Raw genomic sequence first — 24,730 nt, 5'->3', positions numbered from 1 at the left:
CGGGAATTCCAGGCTGCGAACACATGGAACCGTAGTCAGTCAGCGATCGGAAGCTGCCGTTCGATCGCCATCTCCGTCGTCAAGCGTCCCGCATCCGCGGGTGGAGGAAGAACCGTCCGGCCAGAGGCGTTGCGATAATCATCACACCCAGCCCCAGCGAGGTCACCGCCACCGGCAGGCCGTAGTGGTCGGCGATCCAGCCGACGCCGAGCAAGGGCACGATGCTGCCAACGTAGCCACACACGAGGTAGGTCGAAATCAGCCCGGAGCGTTCGGAAGGGCTAGCGATGCGGTTGACCATGCTGATGCCCGCTAGCAGGCACAGGCCGTGGCCGGTAGCCGCGGCGCAGACGCCGACGATGAAGACCAGCGCCGAACCGAGGCTGAAGTTGAGCACCAGCATGGCGTTGCTCAGCACCACGGCCAGCAGGCCGAGCAGTCCGCCCCAGCGCAGCGGCAGCCGGGCGCAGGCAAGCTGCACCATCGCTGAGGTAAGCAGGATCACGCCGATCGAGGTGCCGCTGACCACCGGGCCGTGCCACGGCAGCATCTTTTTCAGGAACAGCGGCGCCATGGACGCGTAGAGTCCGAACACGCCGAAGGCGAAGAATGGACAGGCGCAGGTCAGCAGAAAGGCGTGCGAATCGCTGCGTCGCGTCCAGGCCAGGCGCGGGATGAAGGTTCGCCAGCCGAGCGCCACGCCCGGTCCGGCGCCGGGTGTTACGAAGTCCAGGCGTAGCAATGCATAGACCGCCAGCACGCCGAGGCCCAGCGACGGCACATAGGCGGATCTCAGCGGGTCGGCGAACCACTGGCCGATGACGCCCCCGGTCAAGGGCCCGAGCCCGAAGCCGAAGGCGAGCAGGAAGCTGGTGAGGGTGGAAATACGCTGCGAGGCGCCGTCACGGGAGATCTGCACCAGGCCAACGGAAGCACTGGTGACGATCAGGCTCGAGGACAGCCCAACCGCGAAGCGCCCGATATTCAGGCTCGGCAGGTTCCACGCCAGCATCGTCACCAAGGTGCCACCCCAGCCGAGCAGCAGGCCCGCCAGCATCACGCGGTGAAACCCCAACGTGTCCGACAGTCGGCCCATGAATAGCAGCCCTGCCAGCGCACCCAGCATGTACACCACGTAGATCAGCGATACGTCGCTGGTGCGCAGGTGCCAGACCTGCTGATAGAGCGGATAGAGCGGTGAAATGAGCGCGGTGCCCATGACCCCGACGCACATGGCGAAACATACCCAGGGAAACGCCGGCCACTGTTGCTTCATGGATCGTCCTGCGGCGATTGGATCGGGAACTGCCGGTGCCGCTCGCCAGCCTCTCGTCGCACCACGGGACCGCTGCTCGATAGGCTGCGCTCAGCGACCGGGCATCGTGCCGGTCACCGCGTTCGCGCGGCAGGCGATTCCCACGTGGAAACGAAAAAAGCGCCAGCGCGCCCGTTGGGCCTGCTGACGCTGCGAGGAGGCGTGGTCGAACGGTGTCCGGCACGCTTGGCCGGCGATTATCGCAGGATTGGATCGTCGCCGCGCTCTTCCAGCCAATCGTCACGGCTTGGGGCCGCTTCCTCACCGCCCATGCGGTGGATGATGGTGAAGTAGTCCTGCTTGAAGCGGTCCTGCATGATCTCGCTGCGCGAGCGGACCCGCACGGCATAGATACTCTGTACGTTCTGATGGTCGAAGCCGCGCCAGTACTGGTCATCCTTGAGCAGGCTGTAGTGATGATCCTCCAACGCGCCGATGACTGCCTCACTGTCCAGGCTTCCGGCTCGCTGAACGGCGGCGGCCCACTCCCGAACGATGCTATAGGCCGAGGCGGTGGTGCTGTCGGGGTAGCGTCGATGCTGCGCGATGTAGGCATCGACGAATGCCTGACCCTGGGTGTTTTTGACCAGCGCAGGCACCTGCCAGGTCCAGGCGGTGGTGCCGATCACATGCTCCATGACCTGCGGACCGGCCTGTTCGACGATGCTGCTGGTCAGGTTGGGGACGATGATCTGCATTCGTCGATCGAGGCGCAGATCATGGGCGAGACGCATCGTCTGCACCAGATCCTGGCCGAGCAGCACGACGACCAACACATCGGCATCACTCGCATCGGCTTTCTTCAGCGCGGCGAGATACTCGTCATGATGCGCGCCTCTGGCACTGATTCTGGAGAAGCCATGACGGGCTCGATCGCGGCTGCGAGTGGCCTCACGCAGCGCCTGTTCCATGCTGTGGCCCCAGCTGTCTTCGAGGCTGATGTAGTGGTAACGGCGGTTGGGCAGGTGCCAACTGAGGTACTCGCCCAGCACCCGCGCACTCATCCAGGCGCTGTTGGTTTCGCGGAACAGATAACGCTGCCCGTCACGGCCGGTAATCGAATTGGCATAGGCCAGCGTGGGGAAAAACAGCAGACCGAGCTCGCGTGCCCGCTGGCCGGCGGCAATGGCTTCCTCGCTGGTGGCGCCACCGAAAGCCATGGAAACACCCTGGGCGGCAAACCGCTCGATGTTGGCGCTGGCCTTTTCGTCGCGTGCCGCCGTGTTGTGGCTGACCAGCTCCAGCGGCCTGCCGAGCACGCCCCCCTCGCGGTTGATGTCGTCGATCGCGAGCAGGGCGCCACGGCGCAGCTCCAGCCCTTCGCTTTTGTAGTTACCGGTGCTCGGGTAGTTCAGGCCGACGCGAATCGCCGTTGCTGCTTGGCCGTCAGCCGTCAGCGCCAATAGCAGGATAAGAAAAAGGGGACGAAGCATGGCTCATGTCCTTGTGAGCGGGGGAACCGCTTTTTTACGGGCAGTTGTCACCGCGAGAAATTGTCTTTTCGGGCCCCCGGGCTGCGACTTCGGTGTCGGGTTGCGCTCGGCCAGACCCTTCGATCGCTGAGCTGGCGCGCCCTGCGTGACGGTATTGCTACCAAGGGAGTAGGAAAATCGGTACTGCGTGCAATTGTTGGCAAAGGGCCTGCAACGAAGAATCGGCAACAGACCGGGAAAACTTCCCGGCGACGATAACAATGAACCCGTAGAGGTAGCCGCAATGAAGCACACCGGTCTTCGCAAGCCCTTCGCCCTGACCGCGCTATGCGCCGCCATGGCGATGTCCAGCGTGTCGGCTTGGGCAGTCACTGATCAGGAAATTCTCAACGACGCCAAGTCCACCGATCAGATCGTCACCAACGGCCTGGGCCTGCAAGGGCAGCGCTACAGTCAACTGGACAAACTGAACACCGAAAACGTCAGCCAACTGCGCCCGGTCTGGGGGTTCTCCCTCGGCGGCGAAAAGCAGCGTGGTCAGGAAGCGCAGCCGCTGATCAAGGACGGCGTGATGTATGTGACCGGCTCCTATTCCCGCGTCTTCGCCGTGGACGCCCGTACCGGCAAGGAAATCTGGCAGTACGATGCGCGCCTGCCCGATGGCATCATGCCGTGCTGTGACGTGATCAACCGCGGTGTCGCGCTGTATGACGACCTGGTGATCTTCGGCACCCTGGACGCCAAGCTGGTCGCGTTGAACAAGGACACCGGCAAGGTCGTCTGGAAGAAGACCGTCGCTGACTACAAGGCCGGCTACTCCATTTCCGCCGCACCCATGGTCGTCAAGGGCAAGGTCATCACTGGCCTGGCAGGCGGCGAATTCGGCGTTGTCGGCATGATCCAGGCATTCGATGCCAAGAATGGCGAGCTGCTCTGGACCCGTCCGACCGTCGAAGGCCACATGGGCTACGTGATGAAGGACGGCAAGAAGGTCGAGAACGGCATCTCCGGTGGTGAGGCCGGCAAGACCTGGCCGGGCGACCTGTGGAAGACTGGCGGCGCCGCGCCCTGGCTGGGCGGCTATTACGATCCGGATACCAACTCGCTGCTGTTCGGCACCGGTAACCCATCGCCGTGGAACTCGCACCTGCGCCCGGGTGACAACCTGTTCTCGTCGTCCCGCCTGGCATTGAACCCGGACGATGGCTCGATCAAATGGCACTTCCAGTCGACGCCACATGACGGCTGGGACTTCGACGGTGTGAACGAGCTGATCTCCTTCGATTACAAGGACGGCGGAAAAACCGTCAAGGCCGCCGGCACCGCGGACCGTAACGGCTTCTTCTACGTTCTCGACCGCACCAACGGCAAGTTCATCCGCGGCTTCCCCTTCGTCGACAAGATCACCTGGGCCAAGGGTCTGGACAAGGATGGCCGTCCGGTCTACGACGATGCCAACCGTCCTGGCGCCCCGGGCGACGCGGACAAGGGCAAGTCGGTCTTCGTCGCGCCGTCGTTCCTCGGCGGCAAGAACTGGATGCCGATGGCTTACAGCCAGGACACCGGGCTGTTCTACGTGCCGTCCAACGAATGGGGCATGGACATCTGGAACGAAGGCGTCGCCTACAAGAAGGGCGCGGCCTATCTGGGTGCCGGCTTCACCATTCATCCGCTGAACGAGGACTACATCGGCGTACTGCGCGCCATCGATCCGAAGACCGGCAAGGAAGTCTGGCGCTACAAGAACTACGCGCCGCTCTGGGGCGGTGTGCTGGCAACCAAGGGTAACCTGGTATTCACCGGCAACCCGGAAGGCTACCTGATGGCGTTCGACGCCAAGACCGGCAAGAAACTCTACGAGTTCAACACCGGCTCCGGCGTGATCGGCTCGCCGATTACCTGGGAAATGGACGGCGAGCAGTACGTCTCCGTGCTCTCCGGCTGGGGTGGTGCGGTCCCGCTGTGGGGCGGCGAAGTCGCCAAGCGCATCAAGGACTTCAACCAGGGTGGCATGGTCTGGACGTTCAAGCTGCCGAAGGACCAGGTCGTCGCCAAGCGTTGATCGACACCTGAAGACAAAGGGCCGGCTCTTAGCCGGCCCTTTTCGTTTGTGCGCAGGCAGTCGTGGAGGGCAACGCCTTCGCGCGGCTAGCCTTGCGCCCTCTACCGAACCGGACCTTCGGTTCCCGCCCCCAGCAGGCGGCGCGCCAGCCAGGGTCCTTGCTGCAGCAGGGCCGCATGCACCTGGACCAGCTGCGCGCCGGCCGCCCTACGCTCACGCAGGTGATCGGCCGTCTGGATGCCACCCACCGACATCAATACAGCGTTCGGTCCGCAGAGACGGTGCAGCTGCGCGACCTGCGCGCACGCCTGCGCCTGGACACGCTCATCCTGCCAGGCCAGGTAGCGTTGGCGTGTAGCTGGCGGTCCGGGGTCATGGGCCAGCAGCAGACCATCGAAGCCCAGCCCCAGAAGCCGGTCGACCAGGGCCAGCGGCAGGTTGTCGGGCAGGCAGCGTAGCTTGGCCACCAGCGGGACCTGCCGACCATAGGCGCAGTTGAGATGTCGGTGATGGTCACGCAGTGAGGCGAGCCGCGCTTGGAGACGCCCGGGCTGCTCCAGCAAAGGCGCACAGGCTGGCCCGATGAGGTTGAGCAACAGATAGTCGGCCCAAGGCCAGGCGCCCTGGAGCAGCGCGCAGGTCTGGGCGATCGCATGACCCGCGTCGAGCGTCAGGTTGACGCCCAGTTGTGCCGCGCCTAGCCGGGGAGCTGCCAGAAGGGGCAGGTCGGCGGCGGTCAGGCTGCCGATCTCGGTAAAACCGAAGCCCAGCGTCGAAGCCCGGCGCCCGAGCCGTCCGAGTCGATCGAAGCCGGCCGCGATACCCACCGGGGTCTGGAACTGCAGGCCCATCGCCTCGACCGGTTGAGCGATTGGCTGCGCGGGGAGGCGGCACGCCAGGCTCGCCAGGTCCAGTGCGAAGCGGTGGCGCAGACGCGTGCGCTGTGCTGGCAAAACCCCCTCAGCCATGGCGGCACTCGAACCGTTGCATGAACGCCAGCAACCGCTCGACGCCCTCCAGCGGCATGGCGTTGTACAAGCTCGCCCGCAGGCCGCCGACCGCCGCGTGGCCGGCCAGGTGATGCAGCCCCTGATGTGCCGCCTCGGCAACGAACGCCGCGACCCGCTGCGGATCGCGTAACTGGAAGCAGACGTTGATGGTGGAGCGGTCTGCCACGCGCTGCGGGCAATGGTAGAAGCCGCTGGCGTCGATATGGCGATAAAGCCGCTGGCTGCGCTCGCGGGCGTTGGCGGCCATCACCTCGAGGCCACCCTGGCGCTCGATCCAGCGCAGCATCAGGTTGGCGACATACAGGGCAAAGGTTGGCGGTGTGTTGAAGCGGCTCTGCTGCTCGGCCTGGACGGCATAGCTGAACGCGGCGGGCAGCCCGCGCGGCGGCTTGCGTAGCACGTCATCGCGCACGATCAGCAGGCAGAGGCCGGCGACGCCGAGGTTTTTCTGTGCGCTGGCATAGATCAGCCCGAAGCGCCCGACCGGCAAGGGGCGCGTCAGCAGGTCGGAGGTCATGTCGGCAACCAGCGGCACGGGCGACTCTGGGAAATGCTGCATCTGCAGGCCGTTGCTGGTTTCGTTGCTGGTGAGGTGGCAATAGCCGGCATCGGGATCGAGCCGCCAGTGTTCGAACGAGGGCAGGGCGCTGAAGCCTCGTGCGGCACCGCTGGCGACAACCCTGACCGGTGCGTGCCGACGCGCCTCGGCGATCGCCTTGCGTGCCCAGTGGCCGCTTTCGAGGTAGTCGGCGCTTTGTCCGGGGCGAAGCAGGTTCAGCGGTAACAGCCCGAACTGCGCCGATGCGCCACCCTGCAGGAACAGCACGCGGTAGCCGTGCGGAATCGCCAGGAGCCTGCGCAGCAACTGTTCGGTATCGCTCATCAAGTGCTTGAACGGCGCATCGGTGAACGGTTGCTCGAGCACCGAAAAGCCGCTCGCCTGCCAGTTCGGCAACTCCTCGGCGATCTGCGTCAGCACCTCGACCGGCAGCATCGCCGGACCGGCGGCGAAGTTGTAGCGAGCGGACGGTTCAGTAGAGGTGCAAGCCATGGCCGCCAGTCGCCATCAGGAACAGCAGGGGAATCGACAGGATGGTATTGCTGCGCGACGACAGGAAGGTGATACGCGAGCAGCGCACGCGCTCCTCCAGCGTCGCCGGGACGAAGCCGAGCAACTTCTTCTGGTGTGGCCAGAGCACGAGCCAGAGGTTGAGCAGCATTGCCGTGCCGATCCAGGCGCCGAGGCCGATGACCGCCAGCGGACCTTTGAGCAACAGGGCGTCGGGCAGCCAACCGCGATGCCAGAGCATGGCCATCCCGGACAGCCAGACCACTAATGAGGCGTAACGGAAGATGCCGTGCTCGCGCTTCATCCGCGCTTCCAGGTCGCGATTCAGCGTGGCAGTGTCGATGCCGTTGTGCAGCGGCACGAAGCGCGGATTCTGGATGAAGTTGGCGTAGTTGTGGCCAACCCAGACCAGCGCGAATAGCAAATGCGCGTAGCGGGCCAGCACGTCGAGGATGGGCGACTGCATCACGCCTCCTAGACCAGCACGCGCAGCAGCAGGTAGCAGCCGAGCGTCAATACGAGGCCGGCGCCGAGAGTGCCGGCGAATGAATCATGGGGCAGTTTCAATTTCGACCCCCTGGCTGGCTTGGCGGGCAATCAGGGTGCCCTGCGGGCGGGCGGCCTCTTCGGCCAGTGCCACGGCCTGGCGCACCAACTGGTGATGCGGCGACCGGTTGCACGCCGGATCGGTGTTGGCGCCGTCGCCGGTCAGCAGCAGGGCCTGGCAGCGGCAACCACCGAAGTCCTTTTCCTTCTCGTCGCAGCTGCGGCAGGGCTCGGGCATCCAGCTATCGCCGCGGTACAGGTTGAACACCGGCGAATCGTGCCAGATCTGCGCCAGACGCTGCTGGCGCACGTTGGGAAACTGGAGATGCTTGAAGTTGGCCGCCTGGGAGCAGGGCAGCACGTCGCCATTGGGCGCGACGGTGACGTGGATGGCGCCCCAGCCGTTCATGCAGGCCTTGGGTCGGCCTTCGTAATAGTCGGGGATGACGAAGAAAATGGTCAGCCGATCGCCGTGACGCTTGCGCGCTTGCTGCACCTGGCTTTCCGCACGCTGCAGATCGGCGCGGGTCGGCATCAGCGCATCACGGTTGAGCAGCGCCCAGTTGTAGTACTGCACATTGGCCAGTTCGAGGTATTCCACGCCTAGCTCGATGGCGAAGTCGATGATGTCCGGGATCTGGCCGATGTTCTGTCGGGTAATCGGTACGTTCAGCACCATGGGAAAGTCCAGCGACTTGATCAGCCGTGCCATGCCGAGCTTGCGCTCCCAGGCATCGACCCCGGCCAGCTGGCGCGCCACGTCGCGGTCGGTGGACTGGAAACCGAGCTGGATGTGGCGCAACCCGGCGTCCTTCAGGGCGTGCAGCCGAGCTTCGGTCAGGCCGATGCCGGAAGTGATCAGGTTGGTGTAGTAGCCCATGCGATCGGCCTCGGCGACCAGCGTCTCGAGGTCTTTGCGCAGGGTCGGCTCGCCGCCGGAGAAGCCGATCTGCATGGCGCCCATGGCGCGGGCCTGGGCCATCACGTCGATCCACTCGGCGGTGCTGAGCTCGTCTTGGCGGTAGTCGCCGAAGTTGCGCGGGTTGCTGCAAAACGCGCACTGCAGCGGACATTGGTAGGTCAGCTCCAGCAGCAGCCAGACGGGGTTGCCGCTGCCATCAAGCCTTAGCTCGGATCCACCCCTTGCCATGGGACACCTCCAGGAAGTTCAGGACGCCCTTGCTTATGGCGTCGCGGTCGGTTGCGTTGTAGATGTGGCTGAGCCGGTCGATCAGCTCGGCCACGCTGGTCTTGCCGTCGCAGTGCCGGAGGATGTCGCCGCCGGTGGCGTTCAGCTTGACGATGCCTTCGGGGTAGAGCAGCACGTGGGCCTGCTGCGAGTCTTCCCAGCGAAACAGGAACGGCGGGCGGATCTCGTAGCAGCGCTCAAGCGCAGTGTTCGGGATGGTCATGTCGATTTCCTCGCACCGCCAGCGTGACGGCTTGCGCCGCCACGCCGGTCAGGGGCTCAGCGTACGTAGACGTACGCGGTGACTTCGAAGCCCAGTCGCAGGTCGCAGAAGTCAGGATCGATCCATTGCATGGGGTATCTCCTCATCGTTGTTTTCGTTTTTGACTTTCCGTATCAGGGAAATGGAACGGTGCCGCCAGCCGAAAACTACGGTGCGAGGAGGGGCGTCCTAATAGGACTTTCGGCTCGATTTCATGGGTAATTGGTCGCGCTTTTGTTGCGTCGCAAGAGAATTTGCGATCCGCCTGATCGGGCTTGCCGATGGTCAATTTCCAGCTGGGCGACGCGGATTAACCTGTCGGATTTCTCGATCCGCCGCAGGCCGTTCCCGAGGCTAATCGCCGCTGCGACAGGCCGCCTGGACGCCACCCGGCATCTACTACCAAATGACGAGCGCATCTCTCCCTTGGGTGCATTCCGGCACGGCTGTCGCGCTGCCTACTATCGCTCCATGCCCTGTCCATCCCCGGTCAGGCTCGATAAGCAGAACATTGGAGAGGCCGCTCATGATCTACGCCCAACCCGGTACGGAAGGCTCCGTCATTTCCTTCAAGCCACGCTATGGCAACTTCATCGGCGGTGAATTCGTCCCGCCGGTCAAGGGTGAGTATTTCGTCAACACCTCGCCGGTCAATGGGCAGGTCATCGCGGAATTCCCGCGCTCCGGCGCCGAAGACGTCGAGAAGGCGCTGGACGCCGCGCATGCTGCCGCTGACGCCTGGGGCAAGACCTCGGTCCAGGATCGCGCGCTGATCCTGCTGAAGATCGCCGACCGCATCGAAGCCAACCTGGAGAAGCTCGCCATCGCCGAGACCTGGGACAACGGCAAGGCCGTGCGCGAAACCCTGAACGCCGACGTGCCGCTGGCAGCCGATCACTTCCGCTACTTCGCTGGCTGCATCCGCGCCCAGGAAGGCAGCGCCGCCGAAATCAACGAACACACCGCGGCCTACCATTTCCATGAGCCGCTGGGTGTGGTCGGTCAGATCATTCCGTGGAACTTTCCGCTGCTGATGGCCGCCTGGAAGCTCGCGCCCGCACTGGCTGCCGGCAACTGCGTGATCCTCAAGCCCGCCGAGCAGACTCCGCTGTCGATCATGGTCTTCGCTGAGCTGATCGGCGACCTGCTGCCAGCCGGCGTGCTGAACATCGTTCAGGGCTTTGGCAAGGAGGCGGGGCAGGCGCTCGCCACCAGCACCCGCATCGCCAAGATCGCCTTTACCGGTTCCACCCCGGTGGGCTCGCACATCATGCGCTGCGCTGCCGAGAACATTATTCCGAGCACCGTCGAGCTGGGCGGCAAGAGCCCTAACATCTTCTTCGAAGACATCATGAATGCCGAGCCGGCGTTCATCGAAAAGGCCGCTGAAGGCCTGGTGCTGGCGTTCTTCAACCAGGGCGAGGTCTGCACCTGCCCGTCGCGTGCACTGATTCAGGAATCGATCTTCGAACCCTTCATGGAAGTGGTGATGAAGAAGATCAAGGCTATCAAGCGCGGCAACCCGCTGGACACCGACACCATGGTCGGCGCACAGGCGTCCGAGCAGCAGTTCGACAAGATCCTTTCGTACATGGAAATCGCTCAGCAGGAAGGTGCGCAGATCCTGACCGGTGGCAACGCCGAGAAGCTTGAAGGCAGCCTGTCGACCGGTTACTACGTGCAGCCGACCCTGATCAAGGGCCACAACAAGATGCGCGTGTTCCAGGAAGAGATCTTCGGGCCGGTGGTCGGGGTGGCCACGTTCAAGGACGAGGCCGAAGCACTGGCGATCGCCAACGACACCGAGTTCGGCCTGGGCGCTGGTGTCTGGACCCGCGATATCAACCGCGCCTACCGCATGGGCCGTGGCATCAAGGCCGGTCGCGTGTGGACCAATTGCTACCACCTGTACCCGGCGCACGCCGCCTTCGGTGGCTACAAGAAGTCCGGGGTCGGCCGCGAGACCCACAAGATGATGCTCGATCACTACCAGCAGACCAAGAACCTGCTGGTCAGCTACGACATCAACCCGCTGGGCTTCTTCTAAGCCAGCGTCGTCACTCGTTGGACCCGGCGCGTTCGCTCCAGCGCGTCGGCAGGACTTGCTCGCACCCTGAGTGCGGGACCATCGACCGGCAGGGTGCGGTCGCTGGTTCGTCAACGCAACGCGGCCTTAGGGCCGCGTTTTTTTGTTCGCGACAGACCAGCCATCGCTAATCACCGAACTCCGCTGCCCTGAAACCCCTCAGATTCGGAAACGCCCCGCTTTCATGAGGAAAGGCCCATGCCCCAGCTGTTCGAACCCTTCACGCTCAAGCAACTGACCTTGCGCAATCGCACCGTGCTGGCACCGATGACGCGCGTCAGCGCCGAGCCGGACGGGACGGCCAACGAGCTGATGCGCGACTACTACCAGGCGTTCGCCGAAGGCGGTTTCGCCTTGCTGATAACCGAAGGTACCTACACCGATACCGCCTACAGCCAGGGGTACTTCAATCAGCCGGGGCTGGCGACCGAGGTCCAGCGGGACAGCTGGAAACCCCTGGTCCAGGCCGTGCACGAGGCGGGTGCTGCCTTCGTTGCACAGCTCATGCACGGTGGCGCGCAGACCCAGGGCAACGTTCACCATGCCCGCCACGTTGCGCCATCTGCGGTGCAGCCTGGTGGTGAGCAACTGAGCTTCTATGGTGGCGAAGGTCCGTACGCCACGCCCGCCGAGATGACCGAGCAAGAAATCCAGCAGGCCATTGCCGGATTCGTTCAGGCCGCCCGGCACGCGCGTGATGCCGGTTTCGACGGCGTCGAGCTGCACGGCGCCAATGGCTATCTGTTGCACGAGTTCATGAGCGCCGAGTTCAACCAGCGCACCGATCGATGGGGTGGCGATTTCAAGGCTCGGCTGGCGCTGCCGTTGGCGGTGATCGAGGCCGTGCGCGAAGCGGTCGGTGCGCAATTTCTGGTCGGGATGCGGCTGTCCCAGGGCATGGTGTCCGCGAGCCGGCTGAAATGGGACGGCGGGGTAGAGGCGGCCAGGGTTCGCTTCGCCACCCTAGCCGACGCGGGGCTGGATTACTTGCACATCACCGAATACGACGTCGGTGCGCCAGCGTTCGAAGAAGGCCCGACGCTGTCGGCGATTGCCAAGGCCAGTGTGTCGATACCAGTGATCGGCAACGGTGGTGTGCAGACCCGCGAGCAGGCGCAGAAGCTGTTGGACGATGGCGAACTGGACCTCGTCGCGGTGGGCAAGGCCGCGCTGGCCAATCACGATTGGCCGCTACGCGCCGAGCAAGGCGACAGGATGACCTCGTTCGATTACGACATGTTCTCGCCCATGGCCACGCTCACCAACGAACTGGCCTGGCGGGGCATGAACGACCGCCCGGCTACGCGGCAGCGATAGTTCGCTGCCGACAGCGAGCGGGCACTACCAAGGCAGGGCGCTGTCTCCTTCCAAAGTACCATTCTGCTTTTGACGGAACAGGGTGCTTAATGAGTCGTCGGGATAACCCGCCATCCATAAAAAGAGGAATCGAACCATGTGGACCAAACCTGCTTTCACCGACCTGCGCATTGGTTTCGAAGTCACCATGTACTTCGCCAACCGCTGATTGATCTGCCCCGGCCCCGGCCGGGGCTCCGCTTTTTGGGAGCTGCCCATGTTCATCCAGATCCTCGGTTCGGCTGCTGGCGGCGGCTTTCCACAATGGAACTGTAATTGTGCCAACTGCGCCGGGCTGCGAGCCGGCACGCTGCGTGCCCAAGCGCGCACCCAGTCATCGATCGCCATCAGCGACAACGGCGAAGACTGGATCCTGTGCAACGCCTCGCCGGATATCCGTGCCCAGCTCGAATCGTTTCCCAAGCTGCAACCGGCACGGGCGCCGCGCGATACCGCGATCGGCGCCATCATCCTGCTGGACAGCCAGATCGACCACACCACCGGCTTGCTGACGCTGCGTGAAGGCTGCCCGCACGAAGTCTGGTGTACCGAGATGGTCCACCAGGACCTCACCACCGGGTTCCCATTGTTCAAGATGCTCGAGCACTGGAACGGCGGCCTGCGCTGGAACCCGATCGCGCTGGAAGGCAGCTTCCGTATTCCGACCTGTCCGAATCTCGAGATCACGCCGATTCCGCTGCGCAGCTCGGCGCCACCCTATTCGCCACACCGCAACGACCCGCATCCCGGCGACAATATCGGCCTGCTGATCGAGGACCGCAACACTGGCGGCAAGCTGTTCTACGCGCCCGGCCTCGGCCAGGTCAGCCCCGAGCTGCTGGACCTGATGCGAGGCGCCGACTGCCTGTTGGTCGACGGTACGCTCTGGCGTGACGATGAGATGCGGGTGCGGGAAGTGGGAACCAAGCTGGGTTCCGAGATGGGGCATCTGCAACAGAGCGGGCCTGGCGGCATGATCGAGGTGCTCGACGGCATGCCAGCCAGCCGCAAGATCCTCATCCACATCAACAACACCAATCCGATCCTCGACGAGGATTCCGCCGAGCGTGCCGAGCTCGACAGGCATCGGATCGAGGTGTCGTTCGATGGCATGAGCATCGAGCTCTAGCAGGATAGATCGCCAAGCCTACAGGTATCGCTGTCCAACGCAGCCAGGCGCGCCCGGACAGCCGCTCGCTATCACCGTAAGGAAACTCTATGACTCAGCCAGCCATGACCCCCGCCGAGTTCGAGGCGGCGCTACGCGCCAAGGGCGACTACTACCATATCCACCACCCGTTCCATCGGGCCATGTACGAAGGTCGCTCGACCCGCGCGCAGATTCAGGGCTGGGTCGCGAACCGCTTCTACTATCAGGTCTGCATCCCGGTAAAGGACGCGGCGATCATGGCCAACTGTCCGGATCGCGAGACGCGGCGTGAATGGATACAGCGCATCATCGACCATGACGGCAGGCCCGGAGAGGAGGGCGGTATCGAGGCCTGGCTGCGCCTGGCTGAATCGGTAGGGCTGGATCGCGAGCAGGTGCTGTCCCAGGAGCTGGTGCTGCCGGGTGTGCGCTTCGCGGTGGATGCCTACGTCAACTTCGCGCGTCGAGCGGTCTGGCAGGAGGCAGCCAGCAGCTCGCTCACCGAGCTGTTCGCGCCGACCATTCACCAGTCCCGACTGGACGCCTGGCCGCAGCATTACAGCTGGATCGATCCGTCTGGCTACGACTATTTCCGCAAGCGGTTGAAAGAAGCGCGCCGCGATGTCGAACACGGCCTGCGCATCACCTTGGAGCACTACACGACCCGCGAAAGCCAGGAGCGCATGCTGAACATTCTTCAGTTCAAACTCGACGTCTTGTGGAGCATGCTCGATGCCATGAGCATGGCCTACGAGCTGGACCGCCCGCCGTATCACACAGTAACGAGCGAGCGCGTCTGGCATAAGGGCATCACCGTCTGAGCATCGGCGCCAAACTGGACTGCCAGGGCTTGGCGCCGCCGACTCATCCGACAGGTCACAGATTTACCACTCGCAGGCCACCGTCTGCCATCGGCGAGACAGACAACATGAGCGATATCCAACTGACGCAAATCCCAGCCTTTCGCCGCGGCTTTCGTTACCAATGGGAGCCCGCGCAGAACTGTCATGTCCTGCTTTACCCCGAGGGCATGATCAAGCTCAACGAGAGCGCATCGGCCGTACTGGGCGAAGTGGACGGCACCCGCACGGTCGGCAATATCGTCGCCGAGTTGCAGAGCAGGTTTCCCGATGCGGAAGGTATCGAGGAAGACATCGTTGCGTTCCTGGAGGTAGCCGTTGAACGGTTCTGGATCGAGCTTCGCTAAACCGGGTTTCGAGCCTGGCCCACCCTTGTGGCTGCTGGCCGAGCTCACCTATCGCTGTCCGTTGCAATGTCCGTATTGCTCGAACCCGCTGGACTTCGCCCGCAACCAGGACGAACTGACCACCGCGCAGTGGATCGAGGTGTTCCGCCAGGCGCGGGAGCTGGGGGCGGCGCAGCTGGGGTTTTCCGGCGGTGAGCCCCTGGTCCGCCAGGACCTGGCCGAGCTGATCAAGGCGGCGCGCGACCTCGGTTACTACACCAACCTGATCACCTCCGGCATCGGCCTAACCGAGGAGAAGATCGCCTCGTTCGCCGAGGCCGGGCTCGACCATATCCAGATCAGTTTCCAGGCCGCCGACGAGGAAGTGAACAACCTGCTGGCCGGCTCGAAGAAGGCGTTCGCCCAAAAGCTCGCAATGGCGCGGGCGGTCAAGGCGCATGGCTATCCGATGGTGCTGAACTTCGTCACCCACCGGCACAACATCGACAACATCGATCGCATCATCCAGCTCTGCCTGGAGCTGGAGGCTGACTTCGTCGAGCTTGCCACCTGCCAGTTCTACGGCTGGGCCGAGCTCAATCGCGCCGGACTACTGCCGAGCAAGGCGCAGCTGGTGCGGGCCGAGCGGATTACCAACGAGTGGCGTGACAAGCTCGCCGCCGAGAACCACCCGTGCAAACTGATCTTCGTGACGCCCGATTACTACGAAGAACGCCCCAAGGGCTGCATGAACGGCTGGGGCAACCTGTTCCTCGACATCACGCCGGACGGTACCGCGCTGCCTTGCCACAGTGCCCGCCAATTGCCGATCAGCTTTCCGAACGTACGCGAGCAGAGCATCGAACAGATTTGGAAGCACTCGATGGGCTTCAACAAGTTCCGTGGTTTCGACTGGATGCCCGAGCCATGCCAGTCGTGTGACGAGAAAGAAAAGGATTTCGGAGGCTGCCGCTGTCAGGCCTTCATGCTCACCGGCGACGCAGCCAACGCGGATCCGGTGTGCAGCAAGTCGGCTCATCACGGCAAGATTCTCGCGGCACGTACCGAGGCCGAGCAGGCTCCCCGCGGACTGGAAGAACTGACCTTCCGCAACGAGAAGGCTTCGAAACTGATCCTCAAGGTATAAGGTGGCTCGACACGAGCTTATGGCTGTCGAGCGCGATCACGATGACCAAGACTGCTACACCCTTCGGCTTCTGGCCAAGCGATTGGAGCGCCGAAAAGGCGGCAGCGGCGAGCCGCGACTTCGCTGAGATCCGCGCAGGCCATGACGGCCTGTTCTGGATCGAATACGACCCGGCGGACGCCCTCTGCACGCTGTGGTACTGGCGGGACGGGCAGCTCGTCTGTGCGACGCCAGCCGGCCGGTCGCTGCGCAGCCGCGTCTACGAATATGGCGGCGGCGCGTTCTGCGTGACGACGCAGGGCGTCGCCTTCGTCGATGAAACGGACCAGCAGATTCATCTGCAATCCTTCGAACGGGGCCGGTTCGACGAACCTGTCGCGCTGACCGCGTGCCCCGACTGCCGTTACGGCGATCTGCAATTCGATTCGCGCCAGTCGGCCATCATCGCGGTAGAAGAAAGCCACGCCGCGCAGCCCGTTGTGCACCGGCTGGTCAGTTTCTCGACGAGCGATGGCGCTCGCAGCGTGCTCGGCGAAGGCGCGGACTTCTACTCCTCCGCGGTCGTCGATGCCCAATCCCGGCGGATGGCCTGGATCCAGTGGCAGCGGCCCGAACAGCCGTGGACGGCGACCAGCCTGTGGATGGCCGAACGTGGCGATGACGGCGCCTGGCGGCCGGCGCTACGCCTGGCCGGAGCGGAGGGCGGCGAATCCCTGCAGCAACCGCGTTTCGCCCCCGATGACTCGCTCTACTGCCTGAGTGACAGGGCGGGCTGGTGGCAACCCTGGCGCGAGCAGTGCGGCCGGCTGGTCCCGGCGTTCGCGCCGGATGCTGACGTCGACGCCGAGGCCGACGACCTGGCGGCTCCTTATGACCACGCCCCTGCGCCTTGGCAGCTCGGAACCGTCAGCTACCTGCCGTTGGCCGACGGCGGCCTGCTGCTGACGCGCATGATCGATGGCTATGGACTGCTGTTCGAGCGCAATGGAGACGGCCAGGAGCGCCAGTTGGCGACCGGATTCGACCGTTGCCGACAGCTTGCCGCAGATGATCGATATTTTTACTGCATTGCCGGCGCCGCCAATCGCGCGCCCGCTGTGCTGGCCATCACACGGCGAACCGGAGAGGTGCGAATCGTCGCGGGCGGCGCTGAGCCGCTGCCGGCCGAGCAGCTGTCGCGACCGCAGCCGTTCAGCTTCGCCACGGCCAATGGCGAGACAGCTCATGCGTTCTTCTATCCGCCGAGCAACGCTGACTACCGAAGCCTGACAGGGGAAAAACCGCCGTTGGTGGTTTTCCTGCATGGGGGACCGACATCCGCCTGCTATCCGGTATTCGATCCACGAATTCAGTACTGGACCCAACGCGGCTTTGCCGTTGCCGATCTCAACTATCGCGGCAGCAGCGGCTTCGGCCGTGCCTATCGGCAACGCCTGAAGAACCAGTGGGGTATGGTCGATGTCGAGGACGCCGCAGCCTTGGTCCGGGCGCTGAACGTGAGCGGGCAGATCGACCCGGCCCGCACCTTCATCCGCGGCTCCAGCGCCGGCGGATATACAGCGCTTTGCGCGTTGGCGTCCGACAGTGGCTTCAGGGGTGGCGCCAGTCTTTACGGAGTCAGCGATCCGCTTGCCCTGCGCCGCGTCACGCACAAGTTCGAGGCGGATTACCTGGATTGGTTGATCGGCGATCCGGAGCAGCACGCTGACCGCTATCGCCAGCGCGCGCCGCTTAACAATGCCGCGCGGATCAAGGTGCCGGTGATCTTCTTTCAGGGCGGCAAGGACGCGGTGGTATTGCCCGAGCAGACCGAATCCATGGTCGATGCCCTGAAGCGGCAAGGGATTACCGTGGAGTATCGTCTCTACCCGCAGGAGCGCCACGGGTTCCGCCAGGCAGCCAACCTGGCCGACGCCCTCGAGTGCGAGTATCGTTTTTACCAGCGGCTACTCGGCTAGCGGCAGGCGTCATTGCGGGCGCTTCGAGTCACCCGGTCCAGCCGGCGAACCTGTAGACTCCCCAGCCTGGCCCGGGCTGCACCTTTTTGCCGATTGCTTTGATTGCGCAAAGCAGTAGGCTTGGTGTCGGTAACAAATAATTACGAAGGCCGTTGTATGAGCCCAAACCTTAGCCTGCAGCGTAAGTTCGTCTCGCCAGAGATCGTTTTCGGCGCAGGATGCCGCCATAGCGTCGGCAATTACGCGAAGAATTTCGGCGCACGCAAGGTGCTGCTGGTGTCGGACCCGGGCGTCGTCGCCGCCGGCTGGGTCGGCGATGTTCAGGCCAGCCTGACCAACCAGGGCATCGACTATCATCTGTTCACCCAGGTATCGGCCAATCCCCGTGCGGAAGAGGTAATGGCTGGCGCCGAGGTCTATCGCAGCGAAGGGTGCAATGTCATCGTCGCGGTGGGCGGTGGCAGTCCCATGGACTGCGCCAAGGGCATCGGCATCGCGGTGGCCCATGGGCGCTGCATCATCGAATTCGAAGGCGTCGATACCTTGCGGGTGCCGAGCCCGCCATTGATCCTGATCCCGACCACCGCCGGCACTTCGGCGGATGTCTCGCAATTCGTGATCATCTCCAACCAGGAAGAGCGCATGAAGTTCTCGATCGTCAGCAAGGGCGCCGTGCCGGACGTCTCGCTGATCGATCCGGAAACCACGCTCAGCATGGACCCGTTCCTCTCCGCCTGTACCGGCATCGATGCGCTGGTGCATGCGATCGAGGCCTTCGTCTCCACCGGCCATGGCCCATTGACCGACCCTCATGCATTGGAGGCGATGCGGCTGATCAACGGGCACCTGGTGCAGATGATCGCCAATCCAACTGACATCCAGCTGCGCGAGAAGATCATGCTCGGCAGCATGCAGGCTGGCCTGGCGTTTTCCAACGCCATTCTCGGTGCGGTCCACGCGATGTCTCACAGCCTCGGCGGTTACCTGGATCTTCCCCATGGCCTGTGCAATGCCGTGCTGGTCGAGCACGTAGTGGCCTTCAACTACGACGCGGCGCCGGACCGTTTCAAGGTCGTCGCCGAAACCCTAGGGATAGACAGCCGCGGCTTGAGCCATCGGCAGATCCGTGAGCGCCTGGTACAGCATCTTGCCGCGCTCAAGCAGGCTATCGGTTTCCACGAGACCCTGGGTCTGCACGGAGTCGATCTCTCCGACATCCCGTTCCTGTCGCAGCATGCGATGCAAGATCCCTGCATCCTGACCAATCCGCGTTCATCCACTCAGCGGGACGTCGAAGTGGTCTATGCCGAAGCACTCTGAACAGGACGAGGCGCTCGCCGGGCTGCTCGGCCTGGGTAGCCATTCGGCACGCAAGAGCCACTATCCCGAGTTGGTGGCGCGGCTCGAAGAACTGGAGTCCGAACGCAACCGCTACAAGTGGCTGTTCGAGCATGCGGTGCACGGTATTTTCCAGGCCAGCTTGCAAGAGGGCATCCGGGCGGCCAATCCCGCCCTGGCGCGCATGCTCGGCTACGAGAGTCCAGAAGAAGCGCTGTGGATGCTGACCGACCTGTCCCATCATCTGTTTCTGGGTGGTGAGGGCGAGCTCAAGCAGATCCGCCACGTGCTGAGCACTCAGCGCGGGTTGTTCGGCTATGAAACCCGGCTGCGGCGAAAGGACGGCAGCACCCTCGACGTGATGATGAACCTGCTCCTCAAACCCGAGGAAGAGGGGTTGGTCGAAGGCTTCGTCGCCGATATCACCGAGCGCAAACTGGCGCAACTGCGCCTGTTGCAGCTCAATGAACAGCTCGAACAGCGGGTCGCCGACCGCACGTTGGAATTGCGCAAGGCGCGCGATGCGGCAGAGGCGGCCAACCACAGCAAGGACAAGTACCTGGCCGCTGCCAGCCATGACCTGTTGCAGCCGCTCAATGCGGCACGCCTGCTGATCTCGACCTTGCGCGAGCGGGGACTGCCGACCTCCGAGCAGACCCTCGTCGAGCGCGCACACCAGGCGCTGGAAGGCGCCGAAGACCTGCTGACCGATCTGCTGGATATTTCTAAACTCGACCAACAGGCGATCAAACCCGACATCGAAGTCTATCGGCTCGATGATGTGCTGCTGCCCCTGGTGTCCGAATTCCAGTCAGTGGCCGAAGCGCAGGGGCTCGGTTTCGATTTCTACATCCCAGCCTATGCATTGCGCAGCGATTTCCGCCTGCTGACGCGCATCCTGCGCAACTTCCTCAGCAATGCCTGCCGGTATACCGCCCGGGGCAGGGTGCTGCTGGGGGCGCGCCGCCGCGGCGAGAACCTGCGGATCGAGGTCTGGGACACGGGCCAGGGAATCGCGGCGGACCAGATGCAGTCGATCTTCCTCGAGTTCAACCAGCTGGGCGTGCAACGGGCCGCCGAGCGGGCCGGGGTCGGGCTCGGCCTGGCCATCGTCGACCGCATCGCCTCGATGCTCGGCTACAGCGTCCAGGTACGTTCGCAGATCGGCCGAGGTTCGGTCTTCAGCATCGACGTGCCGCTCGCCGAGAACCCGACGCAGCGCGCAGCCGAGGCGCCGGCTGTCATGGCCGGACCAGGCGATCCGCTACCCGGCCGACGGTTGCTGGTCGTGGACAATGAAGAGAGCATTCTGCACAGCATGGCGGCGTTGCTCGGTCAGTGGGGCTGCGACGTATTGACGGCCGTCGATCAGGACGCTGCGATGGCCGTGCTGGAAGGTTCGCCGCCCGAGGTAATTCTTGCCGATTACCACCTCGACCAGGGCGTGACGGGGTGGGAGGTCGCGACCGCGATACGTGCGCACTTCGGGCGAGCGATCCCGGTCGTCATGATCACCGCCGATCGTAGCGACCAGTGTCGCCGCCAACTGCAGGGGCTCGACGTACCGGTGCTGAACAAGCCGGTCAAGGCCGGGAAGATGCGCTCGGTCCTCAGCCATCTTCTTGGCAACAACCCGCAGCCCAGCAATGGGAAAAGCACGATCTGAGCCTTCTGCTCCGACTATCTACCGCGGCATTGCTTGGCTCGCGGCTGATTTTGTTGCCTGACCGACCGGGCAATCGCCCTGGTCACTGATCACAGCCATCAACCAGCCCGCGCGTCTTCCCGCGAATGGTGCGGCAGCCTCATCGAGATGAAGGCGGCGAACAGCACGAAGGCGCTGGATATCCAGAGGCAGGTTTCCAGGCCGTAACGCTGGTAGACCCAACCGGACAGCAGCGTACCGAGCAGCCGGCCCAGGGCGTTGGACATGTAGTAAAAGCCAACGTCCAGCGACACGCCGTCGGCCGTGGCGTAGGAGACGATGAGATAGCTGTGCAGCGATGAGTTCACCGCGAACAACGCGCCGAATACCAGCAGGCCGCCGAGCAGCACGACTTGAGGCGAGAGCCCGCTATCCAAGCCCGATGCGATGCCCGCCGGCAAACCCGCAAGCAGCAGTGACCAGGCAAAGGCAGCACGCCCATCGGGAACCTGCCCGCGCTTCTTCCCGGTAATCGCGGGTGCCAGGGACTGAACGAGCCCGTAGCCGATTACCCAGAGCGCGAGGAATCCGCCGACCTGCCAGAAATCCCAGCCAAATACCGCGGACAGGTAGACCGGCAGCGCCACCACGAACCAGACGTCTCGCGCACCGAACAGGAAAAGCCGAGCGGCGGACAGGACATTGATAGCGCGGCTTTTGGAGAGCAGTTCGCGGAATTTCGGCTTCGCCTTGGCCTTGCCCAAGTCCTTCTTGAGCAGCAACAGGCTGGCGATCCAGATCAGCGCCAACGCCGCCGCCATGGCCAGCAGCGAGCCGCGAAAGCCGATGCCGGCGAGCAAGGCCCCGCCGAGGAAGAAACCAACGCCTTTGAGCGCGTTTTTCGATCCTGTGAGCACCGCTATCCAGCGATACAAGGTGCCTTGCTGAGCCTCCGGTACCAACAGCTTGACGGAGCTCTTGGCGCTCATCTTGTTCAGATCCTTGGCGATGCCGGACAGCGCCTGCGCGCCCATCACCCAGGGGATCGTCAGCCATGTGCCCGGCACCGCCAGCATCAGCAGCGCCACCACCTGCATGGCCAGACCGACATTCATGGTGCGGTTGAGCCCCAGCCGCGCGCCCAGGTAGCCGCCCAGCAGGTTGGTGACCACGCCGAAGATTTCGTAGAACAAAAACAAGGCGGCGATTTGCAGCGGTGTATAGCCCAGCGCATGAAAGTGCAGCACGACCAGCATGCGCAGCGCACCATCGGTCAGGGTGAACGCCCAGTAATTGCCTGTTACCAGCAGATACTGGCGCACCTCGGGTGCAAGGTGGGAGAGGGCATGCATGGGAGATCCTTGCTCGATGGGGCTGCAACCAGCGTCAGCCGGCCAGGCCGACTTTGCGCGCCAGTTCCGCGGTGCGATTGGCATAACCCCATTCGTTGTCGTACCAGGCGTAGAGCTTCACCTGGGTCCCGTCGACGACCATGGTCGACAGCGCATCGATGATCGAGGAGCGGGGGTCGGTGCGGTAGTCGATCGAAACCAGCGGCCGCTCCTCGTAGCCGAGAATGCCCTTGAGCGGGCCCTCGCTCGCGGCGGCCCGCAGCAACCGGTTGACCTCGTCGACACTGGTCGGGCGCTCGACCTCGAAGACGCAGTCGGTCAGTGAGGCGTTGGCGAGCGGCACCCGCACGGCATGGCCGTTGAGTTTGCCGCGCAGCTCGGGAAAGATTTCAGCGATGGCTGTCGCCGAACCGGTAGTGGTTGGAATCAGGCTCATGCCAGAGGCGCGGGCACGTCGCAGGTCCTTATGGGCCTGATCGAGAATGCTCTGGGTATTGGTCAGATCGTGGATGGTGGTGATCGCGCCATGGCGGATGCCCAGATGCTCTTGGATCACCTTGACCACTGGCGCCAGGCAGTTGGTGGTGCAGGATGCCGCCGTGACGATGCGATGTTGCGTCGGCTCGAACAACTGATCGTTGACGCCCATGACGACGTTGAGCACGCCGGGTTCCTTGACCGGCGCGCTGACGACGACGCGTTTCACGCCTTGCTGCAGATACGCTTGCAGCGCCGCCTCCGTCTTCATCTTGCCGCTGGCTTCGATCACCAGATCGCAGTCCGACCAGTCCGTTTCGGCAATTGCCTTGTTGGCGGTGACCTGGATTCGCTTACCCTCGATTACCAGATGATCACCCTCGCTATCCGCTTCGTGCGTCCAGCGTCCATGGACCGAGTCGAAGTTCAGCAGGTGGGCATGGGTCGCCGCATCGCCGGCCGGGTCGTTGATGTGAACGAATTCCAGCTCCGGCCAGCCCCACGCGGCACGAAGCGCCAGGCGTCCGATGCGGCCAAAACCGTTGATGCCTACTTTGATCGTCATGAAATGTCACTCCTGCAATGTAATTCAGGTGGCTCGCGGGCCGAACATGATGATCGCCATGCCGAGCAAGGCCACTGCGCAGCCGAGCAGGTCCCAGTGGGTTGGTCGAATGCCGTCGACGAGCCACAACCAGAGCATCGCCACGCCGACATAGACACCGCCGTAAGCGGCATACACACGGCCCGCGGCGGTTGGGTGCAGGGTCAGCAGCCAGGCGAACAGGGCCAGCGACAGTGCGGCAGGCACCAGCAGCCAGATGCTCTTGCCCTGCTTGAGCCAGAGATAGGGCAGGTAGCAGCCGGCGATCTCGGCCACGGCGGTGACGGCAAACAGGGCTAACGTTTTAAGCATTGGATTCTCGCTGGGTCTGCAGGCGGCTAGATCGAGCGCTGGTTAACGCGGCGGGACAGCGCCTCGGCCGTTTCCTTGCGTTCCGAGTAGCGGTCGACCAGATAGTCCTGTCGGCCACGCAGCAGCAGGGTGAATTTCATCAGCTCTTCCATCACATCGACCAAGCGGTCGTAGAAGGAGGACGGCTTCATGCGGCCCGCCTCGTCGAACTCGAGAAAGGCCTTGGGCACCGAGGACTGGTTGGGGATCGTGAACATGCGCATCCAACGCCCCAGCACACGAAGCTGGTTGACCACGTTGAACGACTGCGAGCCGCCGCAAACTTGCATGACCGCCAACGTCTTGCCTTGCGTGGGGCGAACGGCACCAAGCGCCAGGGGAACCCAGTCGATCTGCGCCTTGAACACCGCGCTCATCGAGCCGTGCCGCTCGGGCGAACACCAGACTTGCCCCTCCGACCAGGCCATCAGCTCGCGCAGCTCCCTGACCTTAGGGTGCGAGTCGGGTGCGTCGTCCGGCAATGGCAGCCCAGATGGATCAAAGATATGCGTATCGGCGCCGAGCTGTCGCAGCAGGCGAGAGGCTTCCTCGACCAGCAGCCGGCTGAACGAACGCTCACGGTTCGAGCCATGGAGCAGCAGTATTCGCGGAGGGTGGGAGAGAGCACGGGTGGTTTCGAGCCGTTCCAGGTCGGGCAGCGCGAACAGCTCGCTGTCGACGTTCGGCAGCTCGGCCTGATGCGTATCACGGGTGGTCATGGCGGTTCCTCGTTTCGTTCAACCGCAGGCTGACGGCCGGTTGCGCATGGCGTCCAACCGCCCGCTGCAGTCCGCCAGCCAATGCTTGTTAGCGCCAAGAATGGTGTCGAGTACCTGGTGAACCCAGTCGGGCAAGTGCGGGTGGAGACGGTAGTAAACCCACTGGCCCTGGCGTCGGCCCGCCAGGAGCCCGCAAGTCCGAAGCTGTGCCAGATGCCGTGACACCTTTGGCTGGGTTTCGTCCAGCGCGCAGGTCAGTTCGCAGACGCACAGCTCGCCTTCGTGGGCCACGAGCAGGGTTAGCCGTGCGCGGGTCTCGTCCGCCAGGCATTTGAAGAGGGTATTGGGCGTCAGGTGTTCGACCATGAGATAGGTTCGTCATATATGCGGCTAGACGAATATATGGATATTCACATGTCCGGTAAAGACGCGCCCACGAAAACGACCTTCACCATGTGGCGTGGCCTTGGTGCGT

At 63.7% G+C, this 24,730-nt stretch carries 24 protein-coding genes; 11 read left to right on the top strand and 13 right to left on the bottom strand.

From position 1 onward, the window contains the following. Positions 1-79: 79 nt before the first annotated feature. The gene (locus KCX70_RS11590) at positions 80-1,276 is read right to left on the bottom strand and encodes an MFS transporter (RefSeq protein WP_212617625.1); all 1,197 of its coding nucleotides are present in this window, start codon (positions 1,274-1,276) and stop codon (positions 80-82) included. A gap of 236 nt (positions 1,277-1,512) precedes the next feature. Further along, the gene (locus KCX70_RS11585) at positions 1,513-2,748 is read right to left on the bottom strand and encodes an ABC transporter substrate-binding protein (RefSeq protein WP_212617624.1); all 1,236 of its coding nucleotides are present in this window, start codon (positions 2,746-2,748) and stop codon (positions 1,513-1,515) included. Between the two features lie 283 nt (positions 2,749-3,031). Between KCX70_RS11585 and KCX70_RS11580 the strand changes: the two genes are divergently transcribed. After that, a complete protein-coding gene (locus tag KCX70_RS11580) occupies positions 3,032-4,810 on the top strand; it encodes a PQQ-dependent methanol/ethanol family dehydrogenase (RefSeq protein ID WP_212617623.1) in 1,779 nt (592 codons plus the stop codon). A gap of 101 nt (positions 4,811-4,911) precedes the next feature. Here the strand turns inward: KCX70_RS11580 and KCX70_RS11575 are convergent, their stop codons facing one another. From KCX70_RS11575 to pqqA (KCX70_RS11550), 6 genes are all read right to left on the bottom strand, one after another. After that, positions 4,912-5,778, bottom strand: coding sequence for a phosphoserine aminotransferase (locus KCX70_RS11575; RefSeq protein ID WP_212617622.1), 867 nt, complete (start codon positions 5,776-5,778; stop codon positions 4,912-4,914). Beyond that, on the bottom strand, positions 5,771-6,871 hold the full coding sequence (gene serC / locus KCX70_RS11570; RefSeq protein WP_212617621.1) for a 3-phosphoserine/phosphohydroxythreonine transaminase: 1,101 nt from the start codon (positions 6,869-6,871) through the stop codon (positions 5,771-5,773). The genes KCX70_RS11575 and serC overlap by 8 nt, the downstream gene beginning before the upstream one ends. Next, on the bottom strand, positions 6,852-7,355 hold the full coding sequence (locus tag KCX70_RS11565; protein ID WP_212617620.1) for a urate hydroxylase PuuD: 504 nt from the start codon (positions 7,353-7,355) through the stop codon (positions 6,852-6,854). The genes serC and KCX70_RS11565 overlap by 20 nt, the downstream gene beginning before the upstream one ends. An 84-nt stretch (positions 7,356-7,439) precedes the next feature. Further along, positions 7,440-8,585 (bottom strand): pyrroloquinoline quinone biosynthesis protein PqqE, encoded by a 1,146-nt coding sequence (gene pqqE / locus KCX70_RS11560; RefSeq protein WP_212617619.1) that lies wholly within the window; start codon positions 8,583-8,585, stop codon positions 7,440-7,442. Further along, positions 8,554-8,847, bottom strand: coding sequence for a pyrroloquinoline quinone biosynthesis peptide chaperone PqqD (gene pqqD / locus KCX70_RS11555; RefSeq protein ID WP_212617618.1), 294 nt, complete (start codon positions 8,845-8,847; stop codon positions 8,554-8,556). Before pqqD (KCX70_RS11555) ends, pqqE (KCX70_RS11560) begins: the two co-directional genes overlap by 32 nt. 56 nt (positions 8,848-8,903) lie before the next feature. Beyond that, positions 8,904-8,993: a pyrroloquinoline quinone precursor peptide PqqA gene (gene pqqA, locus KCX70_RS11550; RefSeq protein WP_207765120.1), complete on the bottom strand. Its 90-nt coding sequence runs from the start codon at positions 8,991-8,993 to the stop codon at positions 8,904-8,906. Positions 8,994-9,412: 419 nt separating this feature from the next. On the opposite strand from pqqA (KCX70_RS11550), the gene exaC reads away from it, so the two are divergent. From exaC to KCX70_RS11500, 10 genes are all read left to right on the top strand, one after another. Beyond that, entirely contained in the window at positions 9,413-10,933 is a 1,521-nt protein-coding gene (exaC, locus tag KCX70_RS11545) for an acetaldehyde dehydrogenase ExaC (RefSeq protein ID WP_212617617.1), read from the top strand. Between the two features lie 237 nt (positions 10,934-11,170). After that, on the top strand, positions 11,171-12,289 hold the full coding sequence (locus KCX70_RS11540) for an NADH:flavin oxidoreductase (RefSeq protein WP_212617616.1): 1,119 nt from the start codon (positions 11,171-11,173) through the stop codon (positions 12,287-12,289). 136 nt (positions 12,290-12,425) lie between these two features. Further along, on the top strand, positions 12,426-12,497 hold the full coding sequence (pqqA, locus tag KCX70_RS11535; protein ID WP_003253598.1) for a pyrroloquinoline quinone precursor peptide PqqA: 72 nt from the start codon (positions 12,426-12,428) through the stop codon (positions 12,495-12,497). 48 nt (positions 12,498-12,545) lie between these two features. Then, complete coding sequence (gene pqqB, locus KCX70_RS11530; RefSeq protein ID WP_021206806.1) at positions 12,546-13,457, top strand: pyrroloquinoline quinone biosynthesis protein PqqB; 912 nt, start codon at positions 12,546-12,548, stop codon at positions 13,455-13,457. A gap of 89 nt (positions 13,458-13,546) precedes the next feature. Further along, on the top strand, positions 13,547-14,299 hold the full coding sequence (pqqC, locus tag KCX70_RS11525; protein ID WP_021206805.1) for a pyrroloquinoline-quinone synthase PqqC: 753 nt from the start codon (positions 13,547-13,549) through the stop codon (positions 14,297-14,299). 107 nt (positions 14,300-14,406) lie between these two features. Beyond that, on the top strand, positions 14,407-14,685 hold the full coding sequence (pqqD, locus tag KCX70_RS11520; protein WP_021206804.1) for a pyrroloquinoline quinone biosynthesis peptide chaperone PqqD: 279 nt from the start codon (positions 14,407-14,409) through the stop codon (positions 14,683-14,685). After that, on the top strand, positions 14,657-15,811 hold the full coding sequence (gene pqqE / locus KCX70_RS11515; RefSeq protein WP_212617615.1) for a pyrroloquinoline quinone biosynthesis protein PqqE: 1,155 nt from the start codon (positions 14,657-14,659) through the stop codon (positions 15,809-15,811). Before pqqD (KCX70_RS11520) ends, pqqE (KCX70_RS11515) begins: the two co-directional genes overlap by 29 nt. A gap of 41 nt (positions 15,812-15,852) precedes the next feature. Further along, on the top strand, positions 15,853-17,769 hold the full coding sequence (locus KCX70_RS11510) for an alpha/beta hydrolase family protein (RefSeq protein WP_212617614.1): 1,917 nt from the start codon (positions 15,853-15,855) through the stop codon (positions 17,767-17,769). Between the two features lie 156 nt (positions 17,770-17,925). Continuing rightward, positions 17,926-19,089: an alcohol dehydrogenase-like regulatory protein ErcA gene (gene ercA / locus KCX70_RS11505; RefSeq protein ID WP_021206801.1), complete on the top strand. Its 1,164-nt coding sequence runs from the start codon at positions 17,926-17,928 to the stop codon at positions 19,087-19,089. Continuing rightward, positions 19,073-20,773, top strand: a complete 1,701-nt coding sequence (locus tag KCX70_RS11500; RefSeq protein ID WP_212617613.1) for a PAS domain-containing hybrid sensor histidine kinase/response regulator — start codon at positions 19,073-19,075, stop codon at positions 20,771-20,773. Before ercA ends, KCX70_RS11500 begins: the two co-directional genes overlap by 17 nt. 98 nt (positions 20,774-20,871) lie before the next feature. On the opposite strand, the gene arsJ is transcribed toward KCX70_RS11500, so the two are convergent. Genes arsJ through KCX70_RS11475 form a run of 5 tightly spaced genes read right to left on the bottom strand, consistent with a single transcriptional unit; the run spans position 20,872 to position 24,621 of the window. After that, complete coding sequence (gene arsJ / locus KCX70_RS11495; protein ID WP_212617612.1) at positions 20,872-22,104, bottom strand: organoarsenical effux MFS transporter ArsJ; 1,233 nt, start codon at positions 22,102-22,104, stop codon at positions 20,872-20,874. A gap of 34 nt (positions 22,105-22,138) precedes the next feature. Beyond that, a complete protein-coding gene (locus KCX70_RS11490) occupies positions 22,139-23,146 on the bottom strand; it encodes an ArsJ-associated glyceraldehyde-3-phosphate dehydrogenase (RefSeq protein ID WP_212617611.1) in 1,008 nt (335 codons plus the stop codon). 24 nt (positions 23,147-23,170) lie between these two features. Continuing rightward, positions 23,171-23,497, bottom strand: a complete 327-nt coding sequence (locus tag KCX70_RS11485; protein WP_212617610.1) for a YnfA family protein — start codon at positions 23,495-23,497, stop codon at positions 23,171-23,173. Positions 23,498-23,523: 26 nt separating this feature from the next. Beyond that, positions 23,524-24,255, bottom strand: a complete 732-nt coding sequence (gene arsH, locus KCX70_RS11480) for an arsenical resistance protein ArsH (protein WP_212617609.1) — start codon at positions 24,253-24,255, stop codon at positions 23,524-23,526. Between the two features lie 18 nt (positions 24,256-24,273). Beyond that, complete coding sequence (locus tag KCX70_RS11475; RefSeq protein WP_212617608.1) at positions 24,274-24,621, bottom strand: metalloregulator ArsR/SmtB family transcription factor; 348 nt, start codon at positions 24,619-24,621, stop codon at positions 24,274-24,276. Between the last annotated feature and the right edge of the window lie 109 nt (positions 24,622-24,730).

Origin of the sequence: Stutzerimonas stutzeri (assembly GCF_018138085.1) — a bacterium.
GTDB classification, from domain to species: domain Bacteria; phylum Pseudomonadota; class Gammaproteobacteria; order Pseudomonadales; family Pseudomonadaceae; genus Stutzerimonas; species Stutzerimonas stutzeri_AI.
Note: the sequence above shows the minus strand (reverse complement) of the source record. Positions and strands in the feature narration are given on the sequence as shown.

What these genes read in the sequence shown, in the direction of transcription:
- KCX70_RS11590 (WP_212617625.1), bottom strand. Translation starts at nt 1,276, where the DNA reads ATGAAGCAACAGTGGCCGGCGTTTCCCTGGGTATGTTTCGCCATGTGC.
- KCX70_RS11585 (WP_212617624.1), bottom strand. Translation starts at nt 2,748, where the DNA reads ATGCTTCGTCCCCTTTTTCTTATCCTGCTATTGGCGCTGACGGCTGAC.
- KCX70_RS11580 (WP_212617623.1), top strand. Translation starts at nt 3,032, where the DNA reads ATGAAGCACACCGGTCTTCGCAAGCCCTTCGCCCTGACCGCGCTATGC.
- KCX70_RS11575 (WP_212617622.1), bottom strand. Translation starts at nt 5,778, where the DNA reads ATGGCTGAGGGGGTTTTGCCAGCACAGCGCACGCGTCTGCGCCACCGC.
- serC (WP_212617621.1), bottom strand. Translation starts at nt 6,871, where the DNA reads ATGGCTTGCACCTCTACTGAACCGTCCGCTCGCTACAACTTCGCCGCC.
- KCX70_RS11565 (WP_212617620.1), bottom strand. Translation starts at nt 7,355, where the DNA reads ATGCAGTCGCCCATCCTCGACGTGCTGGCCCGCTACGCGCATTTGCTA.
- pqqE (WP_212617619.1), bottom strand. Translation starts at nt 8,585, where the DNA reads ATGGCAAGGGGTGGATCCGAGCTAAGGCTTGATGGCAGCGGCAACCCC.
- pqqD (WP_212617618.1), bottom strand. Translation starts at nt 8,847, where the DNA reads ATGACCATCCCGAACACTGCGCTTGAGCGCTGCTACGAGATCCGCCCG.
- pqqA (WP_207765120.1), bottom strand. Translation starts at nt 8,993, where the DNA reads ATGAGGAGATACCCCATGCAATGGATCGATCCTGACTTCTGCGACCTG.
- exaC (WP_212617617.1), top strand. Translation starts at nt 9,413, where the DNA reads ATGATCTACGCCCAACCCGGTACGGAAGGCTCCGTCATTTCCTTCAAG.
- KCX70_RS11540 (WP_212617616.1), top strand. Translation starts at nt 11,171, where the DNA reads ATGCCCCAGCTGTTCGAACCCTTCACGCTCAAGCAACTGACCTTGCGC.
- pqqB (WP_021206806.1), top strand. Translation starts at nt 12,546, where the DNA reads ATGTTCATCCAGATCCTCGGTTCGGCTGCTGGCGGCGGCTTTCCACAA.
- pqqC (WP_021206805.1), top strand. Translation starts at nt 13,547, where the DNA reads ATGACTCAGCCAGCCATGACCCCCGCCGAGTTCGAGGCGGCGCTACGC.
- pqqD (WP_021206804.1), top strand. Translation starts at nt 14,407, where the DNA reads ATGAGCGATATCCAACTGACGCAAATCCCAGCCTTTCGCCGCGGCTTT.
- KCX70_RS11510 (WP_212617614.1), top strand. Translation starts at nt 15,853, where the DNA reads ATGACCAAGACTGCTACACCCTTCGGCTTCTGGCCAAGCGATTGGAGC.
- ercA (WP_021206801.1), top strand. Translation starts at nt 17,926, where the DNA reads ATGAGCCCAAACCTTAGCCTGCAGCGTAAGTTCGTCTCGCCAGAGATC.
- KCX70_RS11500 (WP_212617613.1), top strand. Translation starts at nt 19,073, where the DNA reads ATGCCGAAGCACTCTGAACAGGACGAGGCGCTCGCCGGGCTGCTCGGC.
- arsJ (WP_212617612.1), bottom strand. Translation starts at nt 22,104, where the DNA reads ATGCATGCCCTCTCCCACCTTGCACCCGAGGTGCGCCAGTATCTGCTG.
- KCX70_RS11490 (WP_212617611.1), bottom strand. Translation starts at nt 23,146, where the DNA reads ATGACGATCAAAGTAGGCATCAACGGTTTTGGCCGCATCGGACGCCTG.
- KCX70_RS11485 (WP_212617610.1), bottom strand. Translation starts at nt 23,497, where the DNA reads ATGCTTAAAACGTTAGCCCTGTTTGCCGTCACCGCCGTGGCCGAGATC.
- arsH (WP_212617609.1), bottom strand. Translation starts at nt 24,255, where the DNA reads ATGACCACCCGTGATACGCATCAGGCCGAGCTGCCGAACGTCGACAGC.
- KCX70_RS11475 (WP_212617608.1), bottom strand. Translation starts at nt 24,621, where the DNA reads ATGGTCGAACACCTGACGCCCAATACCCTCTTCAAATGCCTGGCGGAC.